Genomic DNA, 22,346 nt, shown 5'->3' on the forward strand with positions numbered 1-22,346 from the left:
TTGTTTCCGCAGGCCTGAGCAGCAAAAAAAGAAAGCCCAAGGTTTCCCTTAGGCTTCCTCTTGTTTATCTTCCCGCTATTAGCGGTGTTGTTGGCCCGACAGTTGTTGCTCGGCGATTTGCACGAGTTTCTTCGTGATGTAGCCGCCGAGGGATCCTGCATCGCGGGTTGCTACGTTGCCGTAGTATCCGTCTGCTGGAATTTGTACACCCAGTTCTTGTGCTGCTTCGAATTTCATTTGCTCAAGGGCTTGTTTTGCACCTGGCACGACCAGTCTGTTGCTTCCGCTGTTGTTGCTTGCCATTGTAATTGCTCCTTTCGAAGTTCGCACTTTGATGTGTGTTGCAAGCTTGCAAGCTTATTATGTTCCGTTTCGAAAGTTCTATTCTACGGCTCTTCAAATTTTCTTCCTCATCCTAATCTGAATCGGGAGGCATACCGCCATGTCCAAGCCCCTTGCCTTGATTTACTCTCTGCTGTCCTGCGTTCTCATGGTAGCGACCGCAATCTCCATCAGCTTCAGCGCCTGGCTGGCCATTACGCTCGCCGTCGCCACGACGGTGTTCATCGGCCTCGGCTTCATGCTCAAGTCGCGTCTCAAACGTTCTTGAAAGGCCGGCTATAAAAAAGGGGTGCCTCCCGGACAAGCTCCGAGAACGGCACCCTTTTGGCATTTCCTTTGACTTTCAGCTTACGGCTTCAGGAAGCCCATTCTTTCCTTGACGCCCGCAACGATCGCGTCGGCTTCGGCCGATGCTCTCTCGGCGCCGCGGCGCAGCACTTCCTCGAGCTGGCCGGAGCTGCGGATATCGCGGTAACGCTCCTGCAGCGGCTCCAGGACGGCGATGATCTGCTCGGCCAAGTCTTTCTTGAACGGACCGTAGCCCTGTCCTTCGAACTTCGCCTCTACTTCTTGCAGAGACAGCCCCGACATCTGCGAGTAGATGCCCATCAGATTGCTGACCTCCGGCTTGGAGGAAAGGTCGTACTGGACTTCCCTGCCCGAATCCGTCGTGGCGCGGCTGATTTTTTTGCGGATGACGTCGGGCGGATCCAGCAGCGCGATGAAGCTGCCCGGATTCGGATTGCTTTTGCTCATTTTTTTGGAGGCGTCGTCGAGCGACATGATGCGTGCGCCTACCTTCGGGATATAGGGCTCCGGCACGGTAAAGAAATCGCCGAAGCGGCTGTTGAAGCGCTGCGCCAGATCGCGGGTCAGCTCCAGATGCTGCTTCTGGTCGTCTCCGACCGGGACGAGGTCGGCGTTGTAGACCAGGATGTCCGCCGCCATCAGGGACGGATAGACGAACAAGCCTGCGCCCACGGAATCCTTCCCGGCAGCCTTGTCCTTGAACTGCGTCATCCGCTCCAGCTCTCCCATCGAGGTCAGCGTCGTCAAAATCCAGCCCAGCTCGGCGTGAGCGCGCACATGCGACTGCATGTAGATGGACGCGCGTTCTGGATCGATGCCTGCGGCGAGGTAGATCGCGGCGATCGACTTGGACTGCTCGCGCAGCGCTTCGGGATCCTGAGGTACGGTAATGGCGTGGAGATCCACGACCATGAAGTAGCATTCATGCGTTTCTTGAAGCTTGACGAAATTCTGCAAAGCTCCGATATAATTGCCGAGCGTCAGCTGACCGCTGGGCTGTATGCCCGAGAGGACTTTCTTCATTAGAACCAAGCCTTCCTATTGTGGAATGGAAAAAACAAAAAGGCCTCTCCTCCGCAAGGGACGAGAGACCGTGGTGCCACCCTAATTCGCTGAAACATCCAGCCTTGGATCCGATAACGGGGATTAGCCCGGGGAGACTGGCTCCCGGCTCCAGAGTCCATTCGGCGCCTTCCGATTCCGCCGGCTTCTCAGCTTCCGCCGGCTCTCTTGGGAAATCTTCGCTTACAGCGCCTACTTGTTTCTGTTCACAGCCATTTGCTTACCCCGATTATAGCCTCCTTCCCCCAAAAGTCAAGAGCGTCCGTTCTGCTCCTCGGCAGCCGCGCATACATTGGTACAGGCCTCATCGGCCCTATGCCGGACCGTAGAAAGAAGGCCTCGCATGTCACCTCAGCGCCTTGTTCCGCTCCTGACCGCAGCCGCCTCCATCGGAGCCGCCGCTGCCGCCTTTGCCATCATCCATAGAGATGCGGGAATATCGGGAGCCGATATCCAGCCGTTCAAAACGGTATTTATCGGCATCATTCTCGAGGCTCTTCCCTTCGTCCTGCTGGGAGTCCTCTTCTCCGCCATCCTGCAGGTGTTCGTGCCGGACGAGCTGATTCGCCGCCTGATGCCTTCGCGCCCCCTTCCGGCCATTCTGATCGCCGGGCTGGCCGGCATTCTGTTTCCGCTATGCGAATGCGGCATGATTCCCGTCGTCCGCCGCCTCATCCGCAAAGGCATGCCTGCAAGCGCAGGAATCGCGTACATCCTGGCCGGCCCGGTCGTGAACCCGGTCGTATTCTACTCCACCTACAGCGCCTTCGGGAATGCGCCGGCAATGGCCTTCGCCCGGACCGGGCTCGCTTTTGCCGTGGCCGTGCTGACAGGCGTCATCGTCTGGAAATCCATGCGCGGCAATCCGCTCAAAGCCGATCTCGCCTCCATGTACGGCTCTGCGCCGACGCGGCGTGACGAGCTCCCCGCATCCGCGGGCAGCAGGCTGATCAGCACGATGGCCCATGCCTCGGACGAATTTTTCGATATGGGCAAATACCTCATCTTCGGCGCCGCGCTTGCCGCCCTGTTCCAGACCGCGGTCAGCCGCTCCATGCTCGAAGAGCTCGGGGGCAGCCAGCTGTATTCGCATTTGTTCCTGATGGGGCTTGCTTTCCTGCTGTCGCTCTGCTCGACATCCGACGCCTTCGTCGCCGCTTCCTTCGGCGGCAGCTTCGAGCATGGCGCGCTGCTGGCCTTCCTCGTTTTCGGACCGATGATCGATCTCAAAAGCCTGATGATGCTGCTGGCCTCGTTCCGCGCCCGCTTCGTCCTTACGGCGGCAGCTTCCGCAGCCCTGCTGGTCCTGGCCGGCTCCTGGATCGTCGAAGCGCTGTTCTTGTCCTAAGTCCTGATAAAATCCCATTGCGAGAGGAGGCTGATCCGCTTGCAGCCGGAATACCGTACCAAAGTCCTCCACCAGCTCGCGCGCGCCTTCATCATGGGTTTGTTCGCACTCTATATGACGGGCCTGGCCAAGACAGACTCGCTGCATCAGTTTGTCGCATCCGGCGCATTCGCAGGAATCAAGCTGTCGGCAATTGCGCTGTATGCCATGGCCTTATGCCAGCTGTACGCCGCCATCGCCTTGCTTCAGGGCAACGATATCCAGGCCGACTGCGATTGCGGCGCTCATTCGCCGGGAAAGACGGGCCCGCTTCAATGGGCCATGTACGCCCTTTTCCTCCTTCCCCTTCTGCTCGGCATGCTGCCCGATCAAGGTAGTCCGGCAGACTGGCAGCAGGAGAAGGGAATTCACGATCACGGCGGCGGCCAGCCTCTTTCCTCCCCATCCGCTCCTGTTTCCGGAGAAAAATCGGCCCTGCCGCCGTCGCCGCATTCCCGTTCTTAATTGAAATCTCCTTCGTTATGGAGAGAAATGGCGCATGCGAATTTTCCGATGCATATATTTGGAAACAATGTGAGCATACTACCTCCAGACCACTTAGGAGGTGAATTCCATGGCAGGATCCCGCACCAACCGCCTCGTCGTTCCAGGCTGCCAAGCAGCGCTTGAGCAAATGAAATTCGAAGCTGCGCAAGCACTCGGCATCCAAATCCCGCAAGACGGCTACTACGGCAATATGGCTACCCGCGATGCCGGTTCTCTCGGCGGCTACATAACGAAGCGCCTCGTTGAAATCGCCGAGCAGCAGCTCTCCGGCAGCGCCGGACGCATGCGCTAATAACCGTACGGGCTCGAAGGCGCCGCATGCCGGCGCAAACTCCATCAGAAAAGAACAGCCTTTGTCCGATGAGGACAAAGGCTGTTCTTTTGGGGGCGTTGCGATGAAGAGAAACGAAGAGATCATGTGGATGGCGAAATCATCCGTTCGGCTACTCTTCGGCCGCTTCCTTGCGCTCGTACAGCTTCGGATGCTTGGGCTCGAACCGGAACGGGGAACTAGCCAAATTATAGTTCGATTCGCAAAGCATGCTCGCGGACCAGCTGGAAGCCGTTCCTTGACGGACCGAGAAGTCGTACAAAATCTCTCCGTGGGTCCATTCCTTCTTGTGCTTGAGGGCTTCGACCGCCATATGCCGGAATTCCTGCACCTGGGCTGCCGTCAGCCCTTTCGGCGAGAACGAGGCCGAATTATTTTTTAGCTCGATGGGGTTATGCCGGATGCCGTATTTGCCGACAGTATTATTACGGATATGGATAAGCACGGTGCCTGCGGAAGCATGCGTAAGCTCCGTCTCCAGCTGGCGGAATACATAGTCGACTTGTCTGGCCAGCGGCGCAGAACCATATGAATTCATTAATGTCACCTCCCTGCCTTGAATTCCGTTCCCCTGTTGTCGGGGCATCTTGGTCAAAACGCTTCTAGGAGGTCTGTAGCGACATTATAGGACATCCATTACCAGCCATCAACTAAATTTTTACAAAATATGATAAAATTCTACGATTATCCGGGTCTATATTCCCTGTTTTTCAATAGAAATTCGACAATTATAGACCTTGCCTCTGTACAATGTTATAATATGGATAATACAAAAGACCTATTTTCCCTTGTTTTTCCCTTTCCATCTTACATACATAGCCTTCATTTTTCCTATCGATAAGGAGCGATTTTCATGGAATGGTACAATTCTCTTTCCGTCAAAAGCAGAATCCGGTACGCCCTGTACGGCATGGTCGTTGCATTCAGTCTTGTAAGCCTTGTTTTCGAGCTGGTTGCGGGTTCCGCCTTGTGGCCGGCCCTCGTCACGATCGCCGTCTGCGCTGCGGCCGCATATCCGCTCTCCCAGATCATCGAGCGCTCGCTTATGGGCTCCATCGAGGAGATGACCGCCGTCGCCTACCGCATCGCGAAGGGAGATTTCACGCAGAAGGTCGACGCCTCCAGCTCCTCGCTCGGCGAGCTCGGCCATTCCTTCAACAGCATGATCGAAAAGCTCCGGGACATTCTTGTCGACACTTCCAAGATCAGCCGTACGGTTGGCGAGACGAGCACCGGCATCTTCGAGAAAAACCGCCAGGTCAAAAACGTCATGGAGCAAGTGGCCTCGTCAGCGGGAGAGCTTGCGACCGGAGCCAACGAGATCTCCGGCGAGGTCGGGGACATGACGGATTCCATCCGCGATATTGAAACGAAGGTTTCCGCTTATGCGGAATCCAGCCGCCTGATGAATGAGCGCTCGGAAGCAGCGATGCGCCTGGTCGAGAAGGGACGCCACTCCGTCGAGACCCAGGCGGAAGGAACCCGCCGGACAGAAGAAGCGGCGACCCAGGTATCGGCGGCCATCAGCAAGCTCTCCGAAGCAGCCGTAGGCATCTCCTCCATTACGAGGACGATATCGGATCTGGCGGAGCAGACCAACCTGCTGTCCCTCAATGCTTCTATTGAAGCGGCGCGCGCAGGGGAGCACGGACTCGGCTTCGCGGTCGTCGCCCAAGAAGTCCGCAAGCTGGCCGAGGAATCGACCGCTTCGACCAAGGAGGTTTTCCATCTGGTCAAAGGAATTGAGCAGGGCGTAAAGGAAGCGGCGTCGAACATGAAGATCAACGAGCAGGCCGTCCAGCTTCAATCCGAGATGATCAAGGAGACCGAACAGATCTTCAGCGAGATCGTCTCCAGCGTGCAGTTCATTTCCGAACAGATCCACACCTTCTCCAAAGAAAGCGAAAGCATGCAGGAAAGCGCTCGCCTGATCTCCTCGGCCATCCAGAACATATCCGCCATTACGCAGCAATCCGCGGCTGGAACACAGCAAGTATCCGCCGCTATGAACGAGCAGATCGAAGCCATCCAGACCGTCGTCGAGGAAACCGGGCGGATGCAGCAGATGGCGTCCCAGCTTCAGCGGACGATTCAAGTGTTCAAAGTTTAGCAGCCTCAAGCCTCCGGGAAATCCGGGGGCTTTTTTTGTCCCTCCGCCCTGTCCGCAGGAATGATTCAACCTTCCTCAGGGAATCATGTACCGGCAGGAATCCCAATGCTTGAGCGGGCTTGCCGCCCATTCCGTCCGGAAGGAGAGATGATGCTTGAAGCGCAGTAAAAGCCGCTTGGACGCGTTCCGCAAGATGCTGATTGCACGGCCCGCGGCAGCATGCCTCGTCATGGCGGCCGTCCTGCTGATGCAGGCGCCGAATTCGGCCGATGGCAGCATGTCCTCCTCGGCCGGGACCAAGGCCGTCGCGGCATGGACAGCAGGCGCTGAATCCAGCCTCTCCCATCCTGATTCTTCGTCCAAGAAACGGAAGCAGCGGCGCGCAACCGTATCGTGGGCGGCTCTGTCGAGCCGATATCCAGGAGCCTTCGCCACTAGAGGACCGGCTTCTCCGAAGCGTGCCGCGCTTACTTTCGACGACGTGCCCGACAACTACTACACGCCTCGTGTGCTTGACATTCTGGCAAGAGAGCATGTCAGAGCGACCTTTTTCCTGGTCGGACAGCGCGCCGCCGCCCATCCGGATATGGTGCAGCGGATCCGGATGGAAGGCCATGCGGTCGGAAGCCATTCCTACAATCACACTTCCTATGCCCGTCTCTCCCTGGAGGAATTCATTTCGCAGATCCGCCGTACGGATAAAATCCTGCTTCCCCAGCTCGGCTTCACTCCCCGCTTCATGCGTCCGCCTTACGGGGAGATCAAGCCGGAGCAGCTCGGCTGGGCGCAGGGACACGGATATTTCGTCGTGAACTGGAACGTGGACACGGAGGATTGGAAAGGGCTCGGCGCCGAAGCCATTATCCGCAATGTAAAGCGCACACTCGTGCCGGGAAGCATCATTCTGCAGCATGCCGGAGGCGGAACCGGAGAGGATTTGAGCGGAACGCTGGATGCGCTGCCCCGAATAATCGCCATGCTGCGCCAGAAGGGATACGAATTGGTTACGGTGCCCGAGCTCCTCGGTGAATCGGAGGCCGTAGAGGAATTCAAGCTGTACGATTGAAGGCTGAGAGCATTGGCATAAAAAAACCGGCCCCATGAAAGGAACCGGTTGAACTGCTGCTATTTCAGTACATGAACCTTGACATATTGGAAGCCGAAGTTCTGGGCTTGAGCCGTCGTCCCCGGCACGAAGATGTCGATGCGCTGGCCGTTGATGGCGCCGCCGGTATCCGAAGCCGTCGCAATCATGCCTCCTGCTGGAAGGCCTTCGTAATCGTAGCCGGTAATGTACAGCTTCGTTCCGAGCGGAATCTGCTTCGGATCAACGGCGACCGTTCCGACCTTGAGCGGGTTGCCGAAGTAGTCGACTGCTCCCCACTTGCCGTTCTCCGATGCGGCGGACGTATAAGCCGTCGCTTTGATGTTCAGCGTTTTCGCCACCTGATAGGAGGCTCCGTTGGGTGCGATCACTTGCTTGGCTCCGTCTTCTTTGGAGAGCAGCTGGATGCCTCCGGCAGCCGCATTGGCCTTCATCGCGGCTCCGGCAGCCGCATTGGCCGCATCGGTGGCAGGTATCGAGAGCGTAAGTCCGGCATAGATGTTCGTGGCCTCGACGTCTTGGTTGAACGACATCAGCTTGTTCAGCGAAACGCCGAATTGCTTCGACAGGCTCCAGAACGTATCGCCGTCCTTGGCGATATAATCCGTGGCGGCAAATGCTGGCGAGGCGCTGGTCCAGATCACGGCTCCTGCCAGCAAAACGGCAGCTGTCCTTCCGATCGGGCGCAGCAGGGATGTCATCCGTTTTTTCATCGTCATCGTCATCGTCATCGTCATTATGTCCTCCAGTTCGGCGGTCCCTATGCAGCTTGGAACCGTTATGTGAGTCCGCGGCAACTCGTTGGGACTCAGAATAACACAGCCTTCAATGCCGTGGACCGTCCAAAAACTGACAGGAAGCAATTATGAAAGGCTCTCATTTTTCCCTGAGGCAGCGGAATCCCATGCGGCAGAAGGGGATGGGCGCAGAGGCGCCGGCCGCCCTCCCGGCGGAATGAAAAAATTCTAATGGAGCCTGCGAAGGGCGAAAAGGGCCTTTTCCGGATGGCGTCGACGACTCGCGGCCCGGCCGTGCTTCTTTTCAGGAAACCTATTCCGCCAAGCACAAAAAGGCCCCCCGTCAGAACGGGGAGCCTTCTAGATGGCTGATAATCAGCCTTTGAATTCCTGAACCCAGACGCCGTTGTAATACGCCACGCCGATCTTGGTGTAGTTCGACTTCAGGATGTTCGCCTTATGGCCTTCGCTGTTCATCCATGCGGTCATGACCTCTTGAGGCGTGCGCTGTCCTTTGGCGATGTTCTCTCCCGCATAGTTGTACGTGACTCCGTAAGCCTTCATCATATCGAACGGAGAGCCGTACGTAGGCGACGTGTGGGAGAAGTAGTTGTTCACGTACATGTCCTTGGCTTTGTCGAGCGCAACCTTCGTCAGCTGCGTGTCGCTCGTAAGAGCTCCAAGACCGACCTTGGCGCGCTCCTGGTTCACGATGTTGATGACCTGCTGCGCATAAGAGGACGTATCGCTCGCTCCCTGCTGGCCGGATCCCGGGTTCGTTGCAGGAGCCGGTGTTGGTGTAGGCTTCACGGTAGGAGCCGGCGTCTTGACCGGTGCCGGAGTCGCCGTTGGCGCAGGTGTTTTGACCGGTGCCGGAGTCGCCGTCGGCGCAGGTGTCTTGGCCGGTGCCGTTGGCGCCGGGGTTGCCGTCGGAACCGGCTTCTTCACGATGAAGCCGCCTTGCTCCAGTTTATTCAAAAGATCCTGGAAATCTACCCCGTACGAGCTGAGCATTTGCTGAAGGGTATAAGATTGATATGCGGGCTTGGCTGCCGCCGCCTGGGCTGTGCCCGCATAACCGGCCGTACCGGAAAGGGCGACGCCTGCTGCTACTGTTATCGCTAGAAAAGTGCGTTTGTTCACGTAAATTCTCCTCCTGATTTTCTCCGCGTCGGCGAAGATTCTAGTTGGTGTCGTCCCGAGCTTGCCGGACAACCCTATCCTAGCACGCCCCACTTCAGGTTTGGCTAGTAAGATTCTGGGAACCGGCACTCCGCGCATCCTTTCCGGCAGTCGTTCTCATGCGGCCGGATCGAGCCGTCGCGCGGCTTTCCGGCCTTTCCGACAGCGCTCGATGAGAGCCGGATGAGAAATTTCTAACCGACGGAAGCCGCGCTGCCGAGGGCATGAAAAAAAGCCGTCCGGCGAATAGCCGGGCGGCTGCAGCGTATGGGTGGATCAGAGATAATCGGGGAGCGTGTCCGCTTTTTTGAGATTGCATTCGGAGCAGGCGCACACGCAGTTGGCCGGGGTGCTGAGGCCGCCCTTCGACTTCGGAAAAACATGGTCGATCGTATCGCCGAAACGACCGCAGTAATGGCAGACATAATTGTCCCTCTGGAGAATGAGCAGCCTGAAATCGCTCTTCGTATAGAGCTTGTGGATCAGCCTCGGATGGAGAATGCCGGCCGCTCCCTCCTGCACCATGCGCACGGCGATATCGCGGTCGATCTCCGTATGCCAGCGCTTGCCGCTTTCGCGCCGGCCCCGAAGCTGGATCATGCCGGTGCCCCGGTCGTTCAGCAGCGAAGGATCGTACGTGAACGAGCCCTTGAACGGCTTGATGGCTTTGAACGGCAGACGTGTTCCGGGAGTATGGGAATGTGCCGTCACCGCCGCCTTGCGGGTTTTGCGCCGCCGGCGCCGCTTGCGCTTGCGCTTGGCCAGCCCGCCTGCCTGCTCCGCCGCCGCGGAAGACGTCTCCGACGGGGCATGAATCTCCACGGAGGGAGCCATCACGATCGAGGGAGACAGCACCGGCTGGGACGGCAGGATGAGCGAAGCGGGAGGCGCCTGCATGGCGCTGCCGCTCTCGTCGGTTCCGCGCTTGCGCCGGCGCTGGCAAGCGCGGCAAGTGCCCCGTCTGCCGTTTCGGCCGGTACGCTTGGGAAAGGCCCCCTCGGGTTTATCGCGGCCGCACGCGGCGCATTGTTTGGTGTCCATGAATGAATACGCTCCGTTCGTACAACTATCTAACCAAAGCATACCATAAACGGCCACTTGCGTTAAATATGCCGGCGGCAAGCCTGCTTTTAATTTCGATATTCTGGCTCGCTCCGGCTCCATTCGCCCTCCATAATAGGACTTTCAACCTACTGACTCTTCCATTCCTTCCAATCGCTTTCCTTGAAGCAAAGCCCCAATTCTCCTCATTCATTCCGAATAGGGCCGTGATTACGGATATTGTCTAGGATAAATTGAAAAAACAAAGAACCGATAACGATATTCCGTATCTTATAATCGCTTTATGAACAGTGACTATAGTCTTACTGTAGTGATTCCAATGACCTATTTTTCTAGGTGCATGTTGCCGCATGCCGTGCTATAATGAGGTTAGTAGATTACATAGAATTGTCCTGCACTTATAATCGCCTGCGACGACTTGCAGCCTCGGCAGCTAGACAGGGTCATATTGTCCTTAAGGGGGATGGTGAGAAATGTTCGCGAAACGACTGAAGCAGCTGCGCAAGAAGAGAAAGCTGACCATGCAGGAAGTAGCCGATTACGTCGGCGTAGCCAAGAGCACTTATGCGGGCTATGAATCCGGCTATCGCCAGCCTACGCTTGAATCCATCCACACCATCGCCCGGCGGCTGCAGACGACATCCGACTACCTGCTTGGACTGACCGATCTCTCGGAGCCTGCAGAACCGACCAGCAACGCCCGTGAATGGCTCAATCTCCAGCAGCTTCACTGGGACGGCATTCCTCTCGAGACCGAGGACGTCGATCTGATCCGACTGCTCATTGAACGAGTCGTAAGGGAACGCAGCTTGCGCAAAGACGAAACCGGCAACGGCTGATTGCAGCCTGCCGGTTTTTTTTGCTGAATAAGACGATCGGCGCCGGCAGTCCGGAAGAGGTGCTCTCTTCGCCGATCAACCGCCCGCCTGCTTCAGCCCTTTCAGCCGCTCCGTCAAGCTGGCCCGCGTTAGCTTGCTGGACGCTTCATAGCTTTCTTCCCACTGCTGCCGCTTCCCGGACGGAACGGAAGCCTGCTCCGCCTCCTGGATCAGCCCTTTGAAGCGGCTGCCGCAGGAGGATTGCGCCTCGTTCATCTTTTCGTTCAGCTCGGCGGCGGCCTTGGCGGCCCCCTCCTGGTCGAGCTCTCCTCTGCGGATCGCGTCCGACTTCGCTCCAGCGAGCTCCAGCACGCTTCCCGCCTCGCTTACGCACTGCTTCTGTAAGGCAGCCAGCTTATTCTCATAGGCGCGGACTTCTTCCTCGGCAGCCGCCGCTGCCTCTCCCTGACCATCGGACGTCTCGCTGGCCGGCGGCGATGCGGCCGGAAGAGGCTGCTTCTCTCCCGCGGCCGAAGCTCCCGGCCGAGACGGCTCCGCCATCGGCGAGGGAGACATTTCCGGCGCAGGCGAAGCCGTGCCGCTTCCGGCTTTTCCGCTGACGCTGCCGGCGGCTGCGGATGCCGGATCCTTTTCCCCAGGGAGAGGAGCCTGCCCGCTGGGGAGGCCTGCCCCCGCCGGAGCGAGGCGGTCCGGTTCGCGGTCCATCGGGAAAGCTTCCGACGGGCTGTCCTTGCTCGCTTCCGGCCGAGGAGCGACTGCCGTCTCTCCTGCGCCGGCGCCCAGACTACGATGATGCATATATCCCGTTACGGCCGGCACCAGCGCCGCAGCCATGACGGCTGCCAAGGCCAGCTTGCCGAGGCTCCAGCTTCGAGGCTTCCTGCTTCGGCGCCGGCGCTTCTTCCTTTTCTTCTGCATTTCCATGCCTTCCACTCCTTCCATGCCGGAGCTGCGGCGATCAAGGCTTCTGCATCATGTTGTCGAGCATTTTCACCCCGATCGCCTTCTGCTCCTCGTACATACTCCGGTAAGTCGCGAGAATCGCTGTGGAATACCCGCCTGCTTCCAGCTTGGTTTTGGTGTCCGTCATAATGGATTCGAAGCTGCGGTCGCATTCGGCCAGCGCGGCTTCTCCCTCCGCGCGAATCTTGCTTTTCGCCTCCGCGCTGCCGGACTGCATGTACCGGAACGCGGCATCCATCAGCTTGTTCTGGCATTGCACCAGCAGGCTGTTGAGCTTGTCCTCCGCCGCATTCTGGATATCCTTCTGCGGCACGGAGGGCTGCGGCGCAGGTGTCGGCGCAGGTGTCGGCGCAGGAGGCACGGTCACCGGCGGATTGCCGGAACCCGGCGGCATCGTTGGAGATGGCGCCGGCACAGAAGGACCGGGATCGGGAACAGACGGCACTCCCGGCATTCCCGGTGCTCCGGTTCCCGGAACTGCCGGAGCCGGCACGCCTCCCGGCGAGCTGCCGGAGGCCGGAGGAGACTCCGGACTCCCCGCAGCCGAGCCCGGGTTGTCCGGAGAAGCACCGGATGAGCCTTCGCCAGGACCGCTGAGGCCGCCTTCCGAGCTGCCGCCCGCCCCGCCTGCGGCTGGCAGCGACAACTCGATCAGCTGGCTCGAGGATGTCCATTGGACGGCCGCGCCCGACAGCTCCGCCAGAAAGCGCAGCGGAACATAGATCGTGCCCTCGGCGATATAGGCCCGCTGATCCTTAGGCAATACAGTTGCCTTGCCATCGGCGTAGAACGATGCCCTCGCATCCGTCAGGCTTATCTTATGGCCGGCCGGGGCTGACGGGACCGTGTAGACCGTCCCGGCCTTCCCCTCCACAGCTTGCCGCTGACGAGCGGACGGCGTCCACAGCGACACGCTCCGGGTTTTGGAATCCCATTCCACCCTGCATTCAAGCGCAGCAGCTGCGACGCGCAGCGGAACGTATACCCTGCCTCCTTCCATTAAAATATAATTTCCTTCCTTCAGCTTCTGCAGCTTGCCGTCGACGACCAGCTTCGCTCCGATGGATTCCGCCTTCACCGCCGCCTGAGCGGCAGCTGCAGCCGGCTTCGCAGCGGCTGCCGCCGCGCTGCCCGCCCCTGTCCCCATGACCAGCATAGCCGCTGCCGCGGCATAAGCCGCCGCTTTCCTCCTTGCAATCCGTTTCATCCTTCGTTCCCCCTTGCTTGATATGGATCGCCTGCTCAGCGCTTGACCTGCTCCGCCTTGCCTCCGCCTCCCGCTCCAGCCTTGAAGGCGAGCGCCGAGAGCCGGTTGTAGTCGCCCGGCGCCAGCTGCTCCAGCAGAAGCTCCTTGACCTCCCGTTTCTCGTCCTGACTGAGTCCTCCCTTAGCCAGTTCCTTGAGGACCGCGATTTCCTTGCTTCCCAGGCTTCCCGTCAAAATACGGAGCGCTTCCGCCTTCTCCGACAGGGACAGCTTCTTCCCTGCTTGCCTGGCCTCCTCCACCGACAGTCCCCCTCCCCGGTCTTCCGGAGCTCCGGATGAAGCCTTGCCGACGGCTGAAGCCGATTCCGCTTGAGCTTCCGGAGCAGAGGAAGGACCGGAAGGACCGGCGGACGAATTCCCTGTCGCGATGCCTTGATGTCCGGCATCCGTGGGCTCGGCTCCAGAGCGGGGCGGGACGGCCCCCGCACTGGCGCCAGCCTCCTCCTGAATGCCGGCAAGCGACGGATCCGCAAGCAGTCCAAGCGCCTTTTCCCCGGCCCAGCCGATCGAGTAGAAGGCAGCTCCTCCGAGCAATCCGCAAGCGGCCAGCCCGGCCGCGATTCGTCTGGTTTTCATGCCATGCCCTCCCCGTTCGCGATTTCCTTGCCTAAGCGCAAAACGGCTGTCCGCCGGCAGCTGCCGGCAAAACAACCGTAGAGGCCAATCAGGATTGAAGCTGCTTCAGCGTCCGGTAAAGAATGACGGCGGCCTCGGCTCTCGATGCCGGCTTCGCCGGCTGGAGAACGCCGCCGCTTCCGACGATGCCGAGCTGTGCGGCGAGAGCGACGCCCGGACGCAAGGAAGCCGCTACCGATGCCTGGTCTTTGTAGGCGGCCAGCGCCGCATCCGGGTTCGTCAGAGCGGGATAGCCGCCTGCCGCCTGCATCGCCCTTGTCACCATCACAGCAAGCTCCTGCCGGCTGACCGGGGCGCCCGGAGCGAAGCTGTCGCTGCTCCGTCCGTTCGTAATGCCGCTTGCGACGGCAGCGGCTACGTAAGGAGCGAACCAGTCGGTCGCCTTCACGTCTTTGAACGCGATGTCAGCCGACGATCCTTCCAGATTGAATGCCCGGACGATCATCTTGGCGATCTCCGCCCTCGTAACCGACCGGGACGGGTCGAACTTGCCGGCAGCTACGCCGGTCATGATTCCTTTGGCGGCTATGCCTTGAATGGACGTCTCCGCCCATTTGGCGTTCGCCAAGTCGGTGAATTCCACTTTGTTTTCCACGACGGCATAAACCGCCGCCGAGTCCAGCACATCCGCTTCATATACCGAGGATACCGTCCCGGCCTGGAAATCGACCGCTCGTCCCGCACGGATCCTCACGAGCCCGAGCAGGTCGCTGCCCGCGCTGTCCGCCGATACCGGCAAGGAGAGCCGGAGCGGTTTGGCTGCCGCTGCGGAAGCCTGTCCATTCTGGCGGACTTTGAACGAATATCCGCCCGAAGCGAGCGGAAGATCGGTGGCCTTCCGGACTTCGCTGTCATCCTCATGGGTCAGGCTGATCTGCAGGTCGCCGCTGCGGCCGTCCACGGGAACCGACACTTGCGCGCCGCCGCCGGCCAGTCCGATGTACTGGATGCCGGATGTCTGCGCAGCGGTCAAAGCTTCCTGGGGAACTTCCAGCGACCAGCTGCTGCCGGCCGATCCGGCATCAAGCTGAACGCTGACGCGCAGCTTTTTGGTCAGGTCGGAGCCGGATCCATCCAGCCCTTCCAGCGCGCTCTTGACCGAAGCCGCCGCCTCCGACACGGCCGCAAGGCTGGCCAGGGCATCGGCGGAATCCCACTTGATGCCGGACAGGCCGGCCGGGTCGGGCTCCAGCGCCGTCAGATTGATCTTGGCGATCGCATCCAGCGCTTCCTGGGCAGCCTTGAACGCCTCGCGGATGAGCGCGATCCGCTGCGCCGGCGTTGGAGAAGCGGCCAGCTCCCTGCGGATCGCCTCAATCCGGGCGATATACTGCTCGACGATCGAGCGGATTCGCTCGGCGATGCTTCCCGGTCCGGCGTTGCCCGATTCGGAGCCGGATCCGCTGCCGCTGCCCGGCGTTCCTCCGCCCGGGAAGCCTCCTCCCGGAAAGCCCGGGAATCCAGGGAAGCCTCCGCCTGTTCCAGGACCCGGCGTCGGACTTGCGCCCGGATCCGGGCTTGGACTCGTTCCCGGACCCGGCGTCGGACTTGCTCCAGGATCCGGGCTTGGACTCGTTCCCGGGCCCGGCGTCAGACTTGCGCCCGGATCCGGACTCGGACTCGGACTCGTTCCCGGTCCCGGCGTCGGGCTTGCGCCCGGATCCGGACTCGGACTCGGCGTCGCCCCCGATTCCGCCGACAGCGTAATTCTCTTCTCGAACACGATCTTCTCCGGTCCTCCGTAAGGATTGATCAGCTTCGCCTGAAGAAGCGCGCTTCCCGCCGCCGAGTCGTCCGGAATGGTGACCAGCCCGTTCACGAACACCCGCACATCGTCATCGCCCTCGATTTTATACCAGCGGATTGCTCCCTCCGGAGCGGCGATGCCGTTCAGCAGCAGCGAATATTGATGCATGCGTCCGCCATTGCCGACCTTGACGAGCTCAGAGCTCGTCATCCTCATGAGCGCGACGAGCAGAGCCGTTCCCGCAGGCTTTTCCAGCTGCAGCCGCTCCTGGGCATTGCCGAGCACCTTCACCAGATCCGCGCCCGTAATGCCGTAGGCCTGCAGCATGCGGCTGAACGCATAGTCGCCCGTACGGCCGAGCATGTCCGTCAGCACCCGCAGCATGAGCTCGTTGCGCTTCTCCGGCATGAACAGCAGCTGCATCAGCTCAGGCTGGCTCAGGCGGGACACGAACTCCCGGATCGTGCCCTCGACGCCGCGCTTGCCCGCGCCGTTCCCATACATGAATTCGACCACCTCGTCCATCGTGAGGTCGTCGACTCCGCCCGCGCGGACGATCGGCACAAGAGCGCGGCGGTAATCGGCATTGGAGCGGATCGCCTGAAGATCGGAGGCCTCGGGCGCGTACAGCAGCGCTATCGTATCCCTCATGAGCAGGAACAGATTGCTCTTGATGAACTCCAGATCCTCGGTCGCCGCCAGCTTCGGCTGGATCTTGTCCCATACCGGAGCCGCGAGAGCGAACTCCGCCGCGGGATCGAGGGAGCGAAGCTCCTCGCGGAAATTCAGCACATCCCGGTAATCGGCCGGATCTCCGGCCAGAAGAGCGGCGTGAAGCGCATACAACTGGGCCAGCGCCTGGTCGATCGTGCCGGGCTGCGGCAGGCTGCCGGCCGCATAGGCATGGCCGATCAGCCCGATATCGGCTGCCGGCCGAGGAGGAACAGCCGCAGCAGCGCCTGACGCCAGGACGGCGGCCAGTGTGGACAACGTCATTTTTCTTTTCCATGTCATTGCATCTTCACCTCTTGGAATTGTTTTCTCCATCGCTTGTTTATGCCTGAAGGCTGCGTACGTACGGCAGCGGAGACTGCCTGGAAATCGCGGCTCCCTCCCGGTTCGTCCCGCAGCTTCGCCCGCCCGGGCTTGCCTGGGCGGGCTGGAAGAGATCAGTAGCTCAGCTCGGGAACCGGGTCCTTCACGCCGCGGGTCATGCCGGGACGTCCGACCGAGTAGTACACGAAGTCCGTGCCTGCGAGATCCTGCTCGCGGAAAGCATTGCGGCCGTCGATCAGCACCGGCTGGCGGAGCATCGCGCGAAGCTCGGCAAGGTCGATGGAGACGAACTCCTCCCATTCCGTAAGCAGGCAGACCGCATCGGCTCCAGCGGCGGCTTCCAGCGCGCCGGAGCACCATTCCACCCGTCCCGCTCCGCCTCCGAAATGGCTGCGGAAGTTGTCCATCGCGATGGGATCGTAGGCCCGGACCTGGACTCCCCGGTCCAGCAGCTCCCCGATGATCTCCTGGGCAGGAGCTTCCCTCACGTCATCGGTTTCAGGCTTGAACGCAAGCCCCCATACCGCGATCGTCCGTCCTTCCAGGTCGCCGAAGATCGCTTCGAGCTTGCGCACGATATTGAAGCGCTGGCCCTGGTTCACCTCGACGACGGAGCGCAGCAGCTTGAACTCGTAGTCGAAATGCCCTGCGATCTGGATCAGCGCCTGCGTATCCTTGGGGAAGCAGGAGCCTCCATAGCCGATTCCCGCCTTCAGGAACGAGGAGCCGATCCGCTTGTCGTAGCCCATTCCTTCGGCGACTCTCGTCACATCCGCTCCGACTTTCTCGCAAATATTGGCAATCTCGTTGATGAAGGAAATCTTGGTTGCCAGAAACGCATTGGAAGCGTACTTGATCATTTCGGCACTGCGGATATCCGTCACGACAAAAGCGCCGCCGAGACCGCCGTGCAGCTCCCGGAGCAGAGCTTCCGCACGCGGAGAATCCGTGCCGACGACGATCCGGTCCGGATGCATCGTATCCGGGACGGCGGAGCCCTCGCGCAGGAACTCCGGCAGCGAGACGCTGTCGAACGGGCATTCGGTGCGGCTGCGGATCAGGTCCCGCACCTTTTCATTCGTCCCGACGGGCACCGTGCTTTTGATGGCCACGACGGGGTTGCCCTCCATCGCATCGGCGATCTCCTTGGCAGCCAGCTCGATGTAGGCGAGATTCGCTTCGCCTCCCGGCAGAGGCGGCGTTCCGACGGCGATGATGATGAGATCGGCGCCTTTGACTGCCGCATCTATGCTGGAGGTGAAGCTCAGCCGGCCAAGCTCCGCGTTGCGGACGGACAGCTCCTGAAGCCCCGGCTCATAGATGGGAATATCTCCGTTTTGCAAAGTGGCGATTTTCAAAGGATCCTTGTCCACGCAAATGACGGAATGCCCCAGCTCCGCATAGCAGACCCCCGACACCAGCCCGACATATCCTGTCCCTACTACCGTAATCTTCATGGCTTCCACTCCCGTTATGCGAAATTTGGCGTTCAGCGTTGCGATTCGATCTTCTCCCCGAAAGGAGCCTTGACGGATGTCCCTTCCTCTTGAGCGGCTTCCATCAAAGCCCATCCCAGCAGGCGGGACGCGATGAGCCCTGCCTCGTCCGGACGGCCTGCCGCGGCAGGCTGTACGGAGAAGGCGGCCGCTTCCAGCCCGTGCAGCAGCCGGTCGCCGAGATCCGGCCGCACGAGCTGATCCTCGCTCATCGCCAGATGGGGGTGAAGCCCGGCCAGCGCCTCCATCGTACAGCGGTCTTCGCGGAACAGCGGCCTCTCCAGCAGCACAAGCGGCTTGCCGAAGGCGACCGCTTCCGCCACGGTGCCCCATCCCGGCTTGGTCAGCACCAGGTCGCTCGCGGCGACATAGAGCTGGGATTCCGTCGCCTCGGCCGGGATCCGGACGATCGGCCCCAACCCTTCGGGCAGCTCCATCGTCGAAGACACGATGGGCAGCCATCTCCGGTCGTTCAGCAGCGGCAGGCTTTGCAGCAGATCGACCTTGCCCGTGTCCCTGCCCGGGAACAAGCAGACCAGCTTGCGCTCGCCGCTCGGATCCAGGCGCTTCCTCAGCTCAGCCGCCTCGGCGGCCCCCGCCTGCCGGGAGAAGAAGCCGGCATGGATGCTCGGCTCTGCGGCCCATGCCGGCTCGCGCGCTCCGGGAAGGGCGATGAAATGGTCCATGTCGAGGTATGCTTTGGCAAGAGGAGCCAGCAGCTCCGCAGGCAGCATGTCCTGATAGGCGGTGTACCAGGTGAAATTAGAGATGCCAACCGAGGGAATGCCGGCCTTGGAAGCGGCGGGGAAAGCCTCGGGGACGATATCCGAGACGACCAGCCGGATGCCCGCTCCTCCGAGCCAAGCGGCTTCTTTCCGGATCTGCCGGGGCATTTTGCCGGCATACGGGATGTAGGCCTGCCGCAGCAGCCCGACATCCGCTTGGCAGGTGCCCTGACGCAGGGCGTAGCCCGGACCCGATTCCATGGAGCGCAGCTGAAGGCGGTGTCCCTCGCAGCTCCCCGCTTCGAACTGTGCCCGGAGCGACTGCTCCAGAAATGGAAGCACGCGGCCGCTGACCAGATGGAGATTCAACGGCAGTCCATGCTCCGAGGCTTGCCGCAGCATCGCCCTGATCACCGCGATGCTGCGGGCGGCATGACCGTACCCGTAATCCGAAATGTAATAGGCGATTGTCACGGCCATGCCGCATCCTCCTTCAGCCATCTGCCGGCTGGCCGGCCGGATATCCTTCTCTCCGGCGGCCGTGCCGAATTAAGCTCGCATGCAGTTCTGCTGGATTTCCTCCCAGCTGCTGTACAGCTCCATGATGGAGTTCTCCTGCTCATGGCGGCCGGTCTGGACCGAGATGAATTCGAGATCGCTCGTGGCGCGGATGCCATGCAGCGTCTTCATCGGGATATGCAGCACATTCCCTGCCTTCACCTGCATGTACGTGCCGTTGCAGATGAACTCCCCCTCGCCCTTGACGATCGTCCATACTTCCTCCCGATGCTGATGCAGCCGGTATCCGATGCTCTGGCTGCTGCCGATGCCGACGCGCTTGGTCAGCACGCAGGTTCCGTCGGCATACAGGCTGTCGTCGAGAACCCGGACCCAGCCCCAGCGGCGCTCCTCGTACATGGGCCGCTGATCGTGGCCGATGAATTCCTTCAGCCTCGTGCTGGCTCCTTTTTCGGTGACGAGAATGCCGTCCGGGCTGGCGGCTACGACGATGTTCGAGAGGCCGAGCACGGTGACGGGAATGTCTGTTTCATTGATCAGATGCGTATTCACGCAGTCTCCGCTGACGATGCCGCGCCCCATCTTGGGATCCCTCATCTCCTCGGTCAGCGTGTTCCAGGTGCCGAGGTCCTTCCAGTACCCGTCATAGGCGACTGCCGCGATGTTGCGCGCCCGCTCCACGACCTCGTAATCGAAGCTGATGCTCTCGAGGCTGGAGTAATCGTGGACGAGCTGGTCGTAGACGAGCGGAATGCCCTTGGATTCCATGATTGCGAGCATATAGTCCAGCCGGAAGGCGAAGACGCCGCAGTTCCAGAGGGCTCCCTGCTCCATGAGGCCGGCCGCCGCTTCTACGGAAGGCTTCTCGCGGAAGCCGCCCACGCGGAACGACTCGTCTCCCGGCGAGACAGTCTGTTCCGGCACGATGTAGCCGTATTTCTCGGACGGATAGCTCGGCTTCACCCCGATCAGTGCCAGGTCCGCACCTGTGCTCCTGAGCACACCGTCCAGGCTGGCTACGGTCTCGAAGAACCTCACTTCGACATAAGGATCGACCGGCAGCACCGCTACCGTTTCATCCGGGCTTACTCCCTCGACGGAGAACAGGTATGCGGCCGCGAGAGCGATCGCGGGGAACGTATCCCTGCGGGCCGGCTCGACGATCATGGGCACATCCGGTCCGAGCTGGCCGCGGATAAGCTCCGTCTGGCTGCTGCCGGTCGCGATATAACCGGAGCCGCCGAAGCCGGCCGCCTCGATCTGCCCCCACACGCGCTGGACCATGGAAACCCGGGAGCCCTCCTCATCTTCCAGAACCTTCAGGAACTGCTTGGATCTCAGATCGTTGGAAAGCGGCCACAGCCGCTTGCCGGAGCCTCCGGACAAAAGAACGAGCTTCATCGAATACCTCCACCTTTCTCCTGTTGCGGCCATGCCGCTGAATGACGTGCTTCCTGCGCGGCCTGAACTTCCTGTCTTCCGGCAGCCCGGCCGGGTAACCCTTGCCTTGAAGCTTGAGCTCAGCAGCGTGCCGGCAGCCCGCCGGGGTACCCTGAAGCTCGAGCTCAGCGTCCCGCCGGTTCCGCCCGGCTTGCCGCTCCGCTCTCGGCCGGCGTCCGCCGCAGCTCGGCGAGCGGAGCCGGAGCGACGCGCACCCGGCGCCCGCGCCGTCCGCCGCTGCCGTGCAGCGAGAGCAGCAGCTGCCGGTACTTCTCCAGCGAGAGGCTGCGCCGCAGATGGCGCTCGAGATAAGCCCTCCCGGCGAGCCCCCGCCTGGACAGCTCTCCGCGCCCCATCGCATACAGCTCCGTGAGCTGGCGCGCCGCATCTCCGTAACGCTGCGGCTCCGAAGAGCTGCCGCAGCCGCTCTCCACAATCAGGCGATGGGCTTCGCTGCCTTCCTCCAGGACGCCCATCACCGCTTTTCCCGCCGCCATGACGCCGTAGATCTTGCTCGGAACGGACACGCCCTTGATGCCCTTCTGATTGACGACCAGATGCACGTCGGCCGCGTTCAGCGAGTAGCGGAGCCTGTCCTTCGGCTGATAAGGGAGGAAGAGCACGTTGTCGAGCCCCTGCTCCGCGACGAATTGTTCCATGAGCGGCTTGACCGCTCCCTCCCCGATGAACACGAACATCAGGTCGGACATCTGCCGGAATTGCGGCGCGATGCGGATCAGATTCTCGAGATCGTAGTAGAGGCCCAGGTTGCCGGAGTACATGACGACGAATTTATCCTCCAGCCCGTGCTCCTGCAGGAACGAGGCCACGCCGGGATCGTCCCGCCGCAGAGGCACGATGTCCTGCTCGTCCGTCCAATTGTTGATGACGGTATGCGCCGGCACCCGGCGTCCGGCAAATCGGCGCTCCAGCGTCTCCTTCATGTCCTGTCCGACCGTGATGATGTGATCCGACAGGCGGCAGTTCAGCTTGTCGAGCTCCAGCGCGGTCCGGTGGATCAGCGGATGGTTCATGAAGCCGACCGCCTGCGCCTGCTCGGGATTGAAGTCCTGGATGTTGTAGATATGCTTGGCCCGCTTGAACAGCTTGCCGATAGTGCCGATCAGCCCGCCCAGAACGGGAGGCTGCGAGATGGTATAGATGAAGTCGACCTTGCGCTGGCGCAGCAGCAGCCGTACTGCATGGAAGAAATAAGATGCGATGTACTTGAGGCGGCTTGCCTTGCTGCGCTTGTCCACCTCCGGCAGGCGGATCCGCAGGATGGAGATGTTCTCCAGCCGATCCTCCGTGAAACGGGCCGCCCCGGCATCCTTCTTCTCGCCGGCGTAGCCCGGCTGCTGCGCGATGACCGTAATGTCGAAGTCGTGCTGCAGATGCAGGCACAGCTCCGTCAGCAGCTGGCCGGTCGAGGCGTAGTCGGGATAAAAGTAGTTGATGACGAAAACGATGCGCGGCTTGCTCACTTTCTCCAGGCCTCCCTTCTTGCGGACTGTCCGGCGCTGCG

General features: G+C 60.8%; 21 protein-coding genes. 7 read left to right on the top strand and 14 right to left on the bottom strand.

Annotated features, from left to right (window positions below; translation table 11 throughout):
- Nucleotides 1–78: 78 nt before the first annotated feature.
- Nucleotides 79–303, bottom strand: a complete 225-nt coding sequence (locus tag VE23_RS10775; protein ID WP_048747320.1) for an alpha/beta-type small acid-soluble spore protein — start codon at nt 301–303, stop codon at nt 79–81.
- A gap of 139 nt (nt 304–442) precedes the next feature.
- Between VE23_RS10775 and VE23_RS26995 the strand changes: the two genes are divergently transcribed.
- Nucleotides 443–610: a DUF5325 family protein gene (locus VE23_RS26995; RefSeq protein WP_021879713.1), complete on the top strand. Its 168-nt coding sequence runs from the start codon at nt 443–445 to the stop codon at nt 608–610.
- An 80-nt stretch (nt 611–690) separates the two neighbouring features.
- On the opposite strand, the gene trpS is transcribed toward VE23_RS26995, so the two are convergent.
- Nucleotides 691–1,674 carry a tryptophan--tRNA ligase gene (gene trpS / locus VE23_RS10780; RefSeq protein WP_048747322.1) on the bottom strand — a complete coding sequence of 328 codons (984 nt, stop codon included), beginning with the start codon at nt 1,672–1,674 and terminating at the stop codon, nt 691–693.
- 382 nt (nt 1,675–2,056) lie between these two features.
- Between trpS and VE23_RS10785 the strand changes: the two genes are divergently transcribed.
- From VE23_RS10785 to VE23_RS10795, 3 genes are all read left to right on the top strand, one after another.
- Nucleotides 2,057–3,061 (top strand): permease, encoded by a 1,005-nt coding sequence (locus tag VE23_RS10785; protein WP_049867961.1) that lies wholly within the window; start codon nt 2,057–2,059, stop codon nt 3,059–3,061.
- Nucleotides 3,062–3,100: 39 nt separating this feature from the next.
- Nucleotides 3,101–3,565: a DUF1980 domain-containing protein gene (locus VE23_RS10790; protein WP_021879716.1), complete on the top strand. Its 465-nt coding sequence runs from the start codon at nt 3,101–3,103 to the stop codon at nt 3,563–3,565.
- A 109-nt stretch (nt 3,566–3,674) separates the two neighbouring features.
- Nucleotides 3,675–3,899, top strand: coding sequence for an alpha/beta-type small acid-soluble spore protein (locus VE23_RS10795; RefSeq protein ID WP_049867962.1), 225 nt, complete (start codon nt 3,675–3,677; stop codon nt 3,897–3,899).
- A gap of 151 nt (nt 3,900–4,050) precedes the next feature.
- On the opposite strand, the gene VE23_RS10800 is transcribed toward VE23_RS10795, so the two are convergent.
- Nucleotides 4,051–4,476 (bottom strand): hypothetical protein, encoded by a 426-nt coding sequence (locus VE23_RS10800; RefSeq protein ID WP_021879718.1) that lies wholly within the window; start codon nt 4,474–4,476, stop codon nt 4,051–4,053.
- A gap of 315 nt (nt 4,477–4,791) precedes the next feature.
- Here VE23_RS10800 and VE23_RS10805 point away from each other — a divergent pair, with 315 nt between their 5' ends.
- Together VE23_RS10805 and VE23_RS10810 are read left to right on the top strand one after the other, a co-directional pair.
- Nucleotides 4,792–6,048 (top strand): methyl-accepting chemotaxis protein, encoded by a 1,257-nt coding sequence (locus VE23_RS10805; RefSeq protein ID WP_048747327.1) that lies wholly within the window; start codon nt 4,792–4,794, stop codon nt 6,046–6,048.
- A 154-nt stretch (nt 6,049–6,202) separates the two neighbouring features.
- On the top strand, nt 6,203–7,114 hold the full coding sequence (locus VE23_RS10810; protein ID WP_232316878.1) for a polysaccharide deacetylase family protein: 912 nt from the start codon (nt 6,203–6,205) through the stop codon (nt 7,112–7,114).
- Nucleotides 7,115–7,173: 59 nt separating this feature from the next.
- Here the strand turns inward: VE23_RS10810 and VE23_RS10815 are convergent, their stop codons facing one another.
- The 3 genes from VE23_RS10815 to VE23_RS10825 form a co-directional block, all read right to left on the bottom strand.
- Nucleotides 7,174–7,890 (bottom strand): 3D domain-containing protein, encoded by a 717-nt coding sequence (locus tag VE23_RS10815; protein WP_232316880.1) that lies wholly within the window; start codon nt 7,888–7,890, stop codon nt 7,174–7,176.
- A 375-nt stretch (nt 7,891–8,265) separates the two neighbouring features.
- Nucleotides 8,266–9,033, bottom strand: coding sequence for a CAP domain-containing protein (locus VE23_RS10820; RefSeq protein ID WP_232316882.1), 768 nt, complete (start codon nt 9,031–9,033; stop codon nt 8,266–8,268).
- Nucleotides 9,034–9,348: 315 nt separating this feature from the next.
- Complete coding sequence (locus VE23_RS10825) at nt 9,349–10,113, bottom strand: HNH endonuclease (RefSeq protein ID WP_048747329.1); 765 nt, start codon at nt 10,111–10,113, stop codon at nt 9,349–9,351.
- 494 nt (nt 10,114–10,607) lie between these two features.
- Between VE23_RS10825 and VE23_RS10830 the strand changes: the two genes are divergently transcribed.
- Nucleotides 10,608–10,973 carry a helix-turn-helix domain-containing protein gene (locus tag VE23_RS10830; protein ID WP_021879724.1) on the top strand — a complete coding sequence of 122 codons (366 nt, stop codon included), beginning with the start codon at nt 10,608–10,610 and terminating at the stop codon, nt 10,971–10,973.
- 75 nt (nt 10,974–11,048) lie between these two features.
- Here the strand turns inward: VE23_RS10830 and VE23_RS10835 are convergent, their stop codons facing one another.
- The 8 genes from VE23_RS10835 to VE23_RS10870 form a co-directional block, all read right to left on the bottom strand.
- Nucleotides 11,049–11,897, bottom strand: a complete 849-nt coding sequence (locus VE23_RS10835) for a hypothetical protein (RefSeq protein WP_049867963.1) — start codon at nt 11,895–11,897, stop codon at nt 11,049–11,051.
- Nucleotides 11,898–11,931: 34 nt separating this feature from the next.
- Nucleotides 11,932–13,143, bottom strand: coding sequence for a copper amine oxidase N-terminal domain-containing protein (locus VE23_RS10840; RefSeq protein WP_021879726.1), 1,212 nt, complete (start codon nt 13,141–13,143; stop codon nt 11,932–11,934).
- A 35-nt stretch (nt 13,144–13,178) separates the two neighbouring features.
- Nucleotides 13,179–13,778, bottom strand: coding sequence for a hypothetical protein (locus tag VE23_RS10845; RefSeq protein ID WP_021879727.1), 600 nt, complete (start codon nt 13,776–13,778; stop codon nt 13,179–13,181).
- Nucleotides 13,779–13,866: 88 nt separating this feature from the next.
- A complete protein-coding gene (locus VE23_RS10850) occupies nt 13,867–16,599 on the bottom strand; it encodes an S-layer homology domain-containing protein (RefSeq protein WP_049867964.1) in 2,733 nt (910 codons plus the stop codon).
- A gap of 155 nt (nt 16,600–16,754) precedes the next feature.
- On the bottom strand, nt 16,755–18,098 hold the full coding sequence (locus VE23_RS10855) for a UDP-glucose dehydrogenase family protein (RefSeq protein ID WP_049867965.1): 1,344 nt from the start codon (nt 18,096–18,098) through the stop codon (nt 16,755–16,757).
- Between the two features lie 32 nt (nt 18,099–18,130).
- Complete coding sequence (locus tag VE23_RS10860; RefSeq protein WP_049867966.1) at nt 18,131–19,342, bottom strand: hypothetical protein; 1,212 nt, start codon at nt 19,340–19,342, stop codon at nt 18,131–18,133.
- Nucleotides 19,343–19,411: 69 nt separating this feature from the next.
- A complete protein-coding gene (locus tag VE23_RS10865) occupies nt 19,412–20,782 on the bottom strand; it encodes a sugar phosphate nucleotidyltransferase (protein ID WP_049867967.1) in 1,371 nt (456 codons plus the stop codon).
- 164 nt (nt 20,783–20,946) lie between these two features.
- The gene (locus tag VE23_RS10870) at nt 20,947–22,305 is read right to left on the bottom strand and encodes a glycosyltransferase family 4 protein (RefSeq protein ID WP_069202457.1); all 1,359 of its coding nucleotides are present in this window, start codon (nt 22,303–22,305) and stop codon (nt 20,947–20,949) included.
- Nucleotides 22,306–22,346: the final 41 nt, after the last annotated feature.

The sequence above is a fragment of the Paenibacillus sp. D9 genome (genome assembly GCF_001188365.1).
GTDB classification, from domain to species: Bacteria; Bacillota; Bacilli; order Paenibacillales; family Paenibacillaceae; genus Paenibacillus_O; species Paenibacillus_O humicus.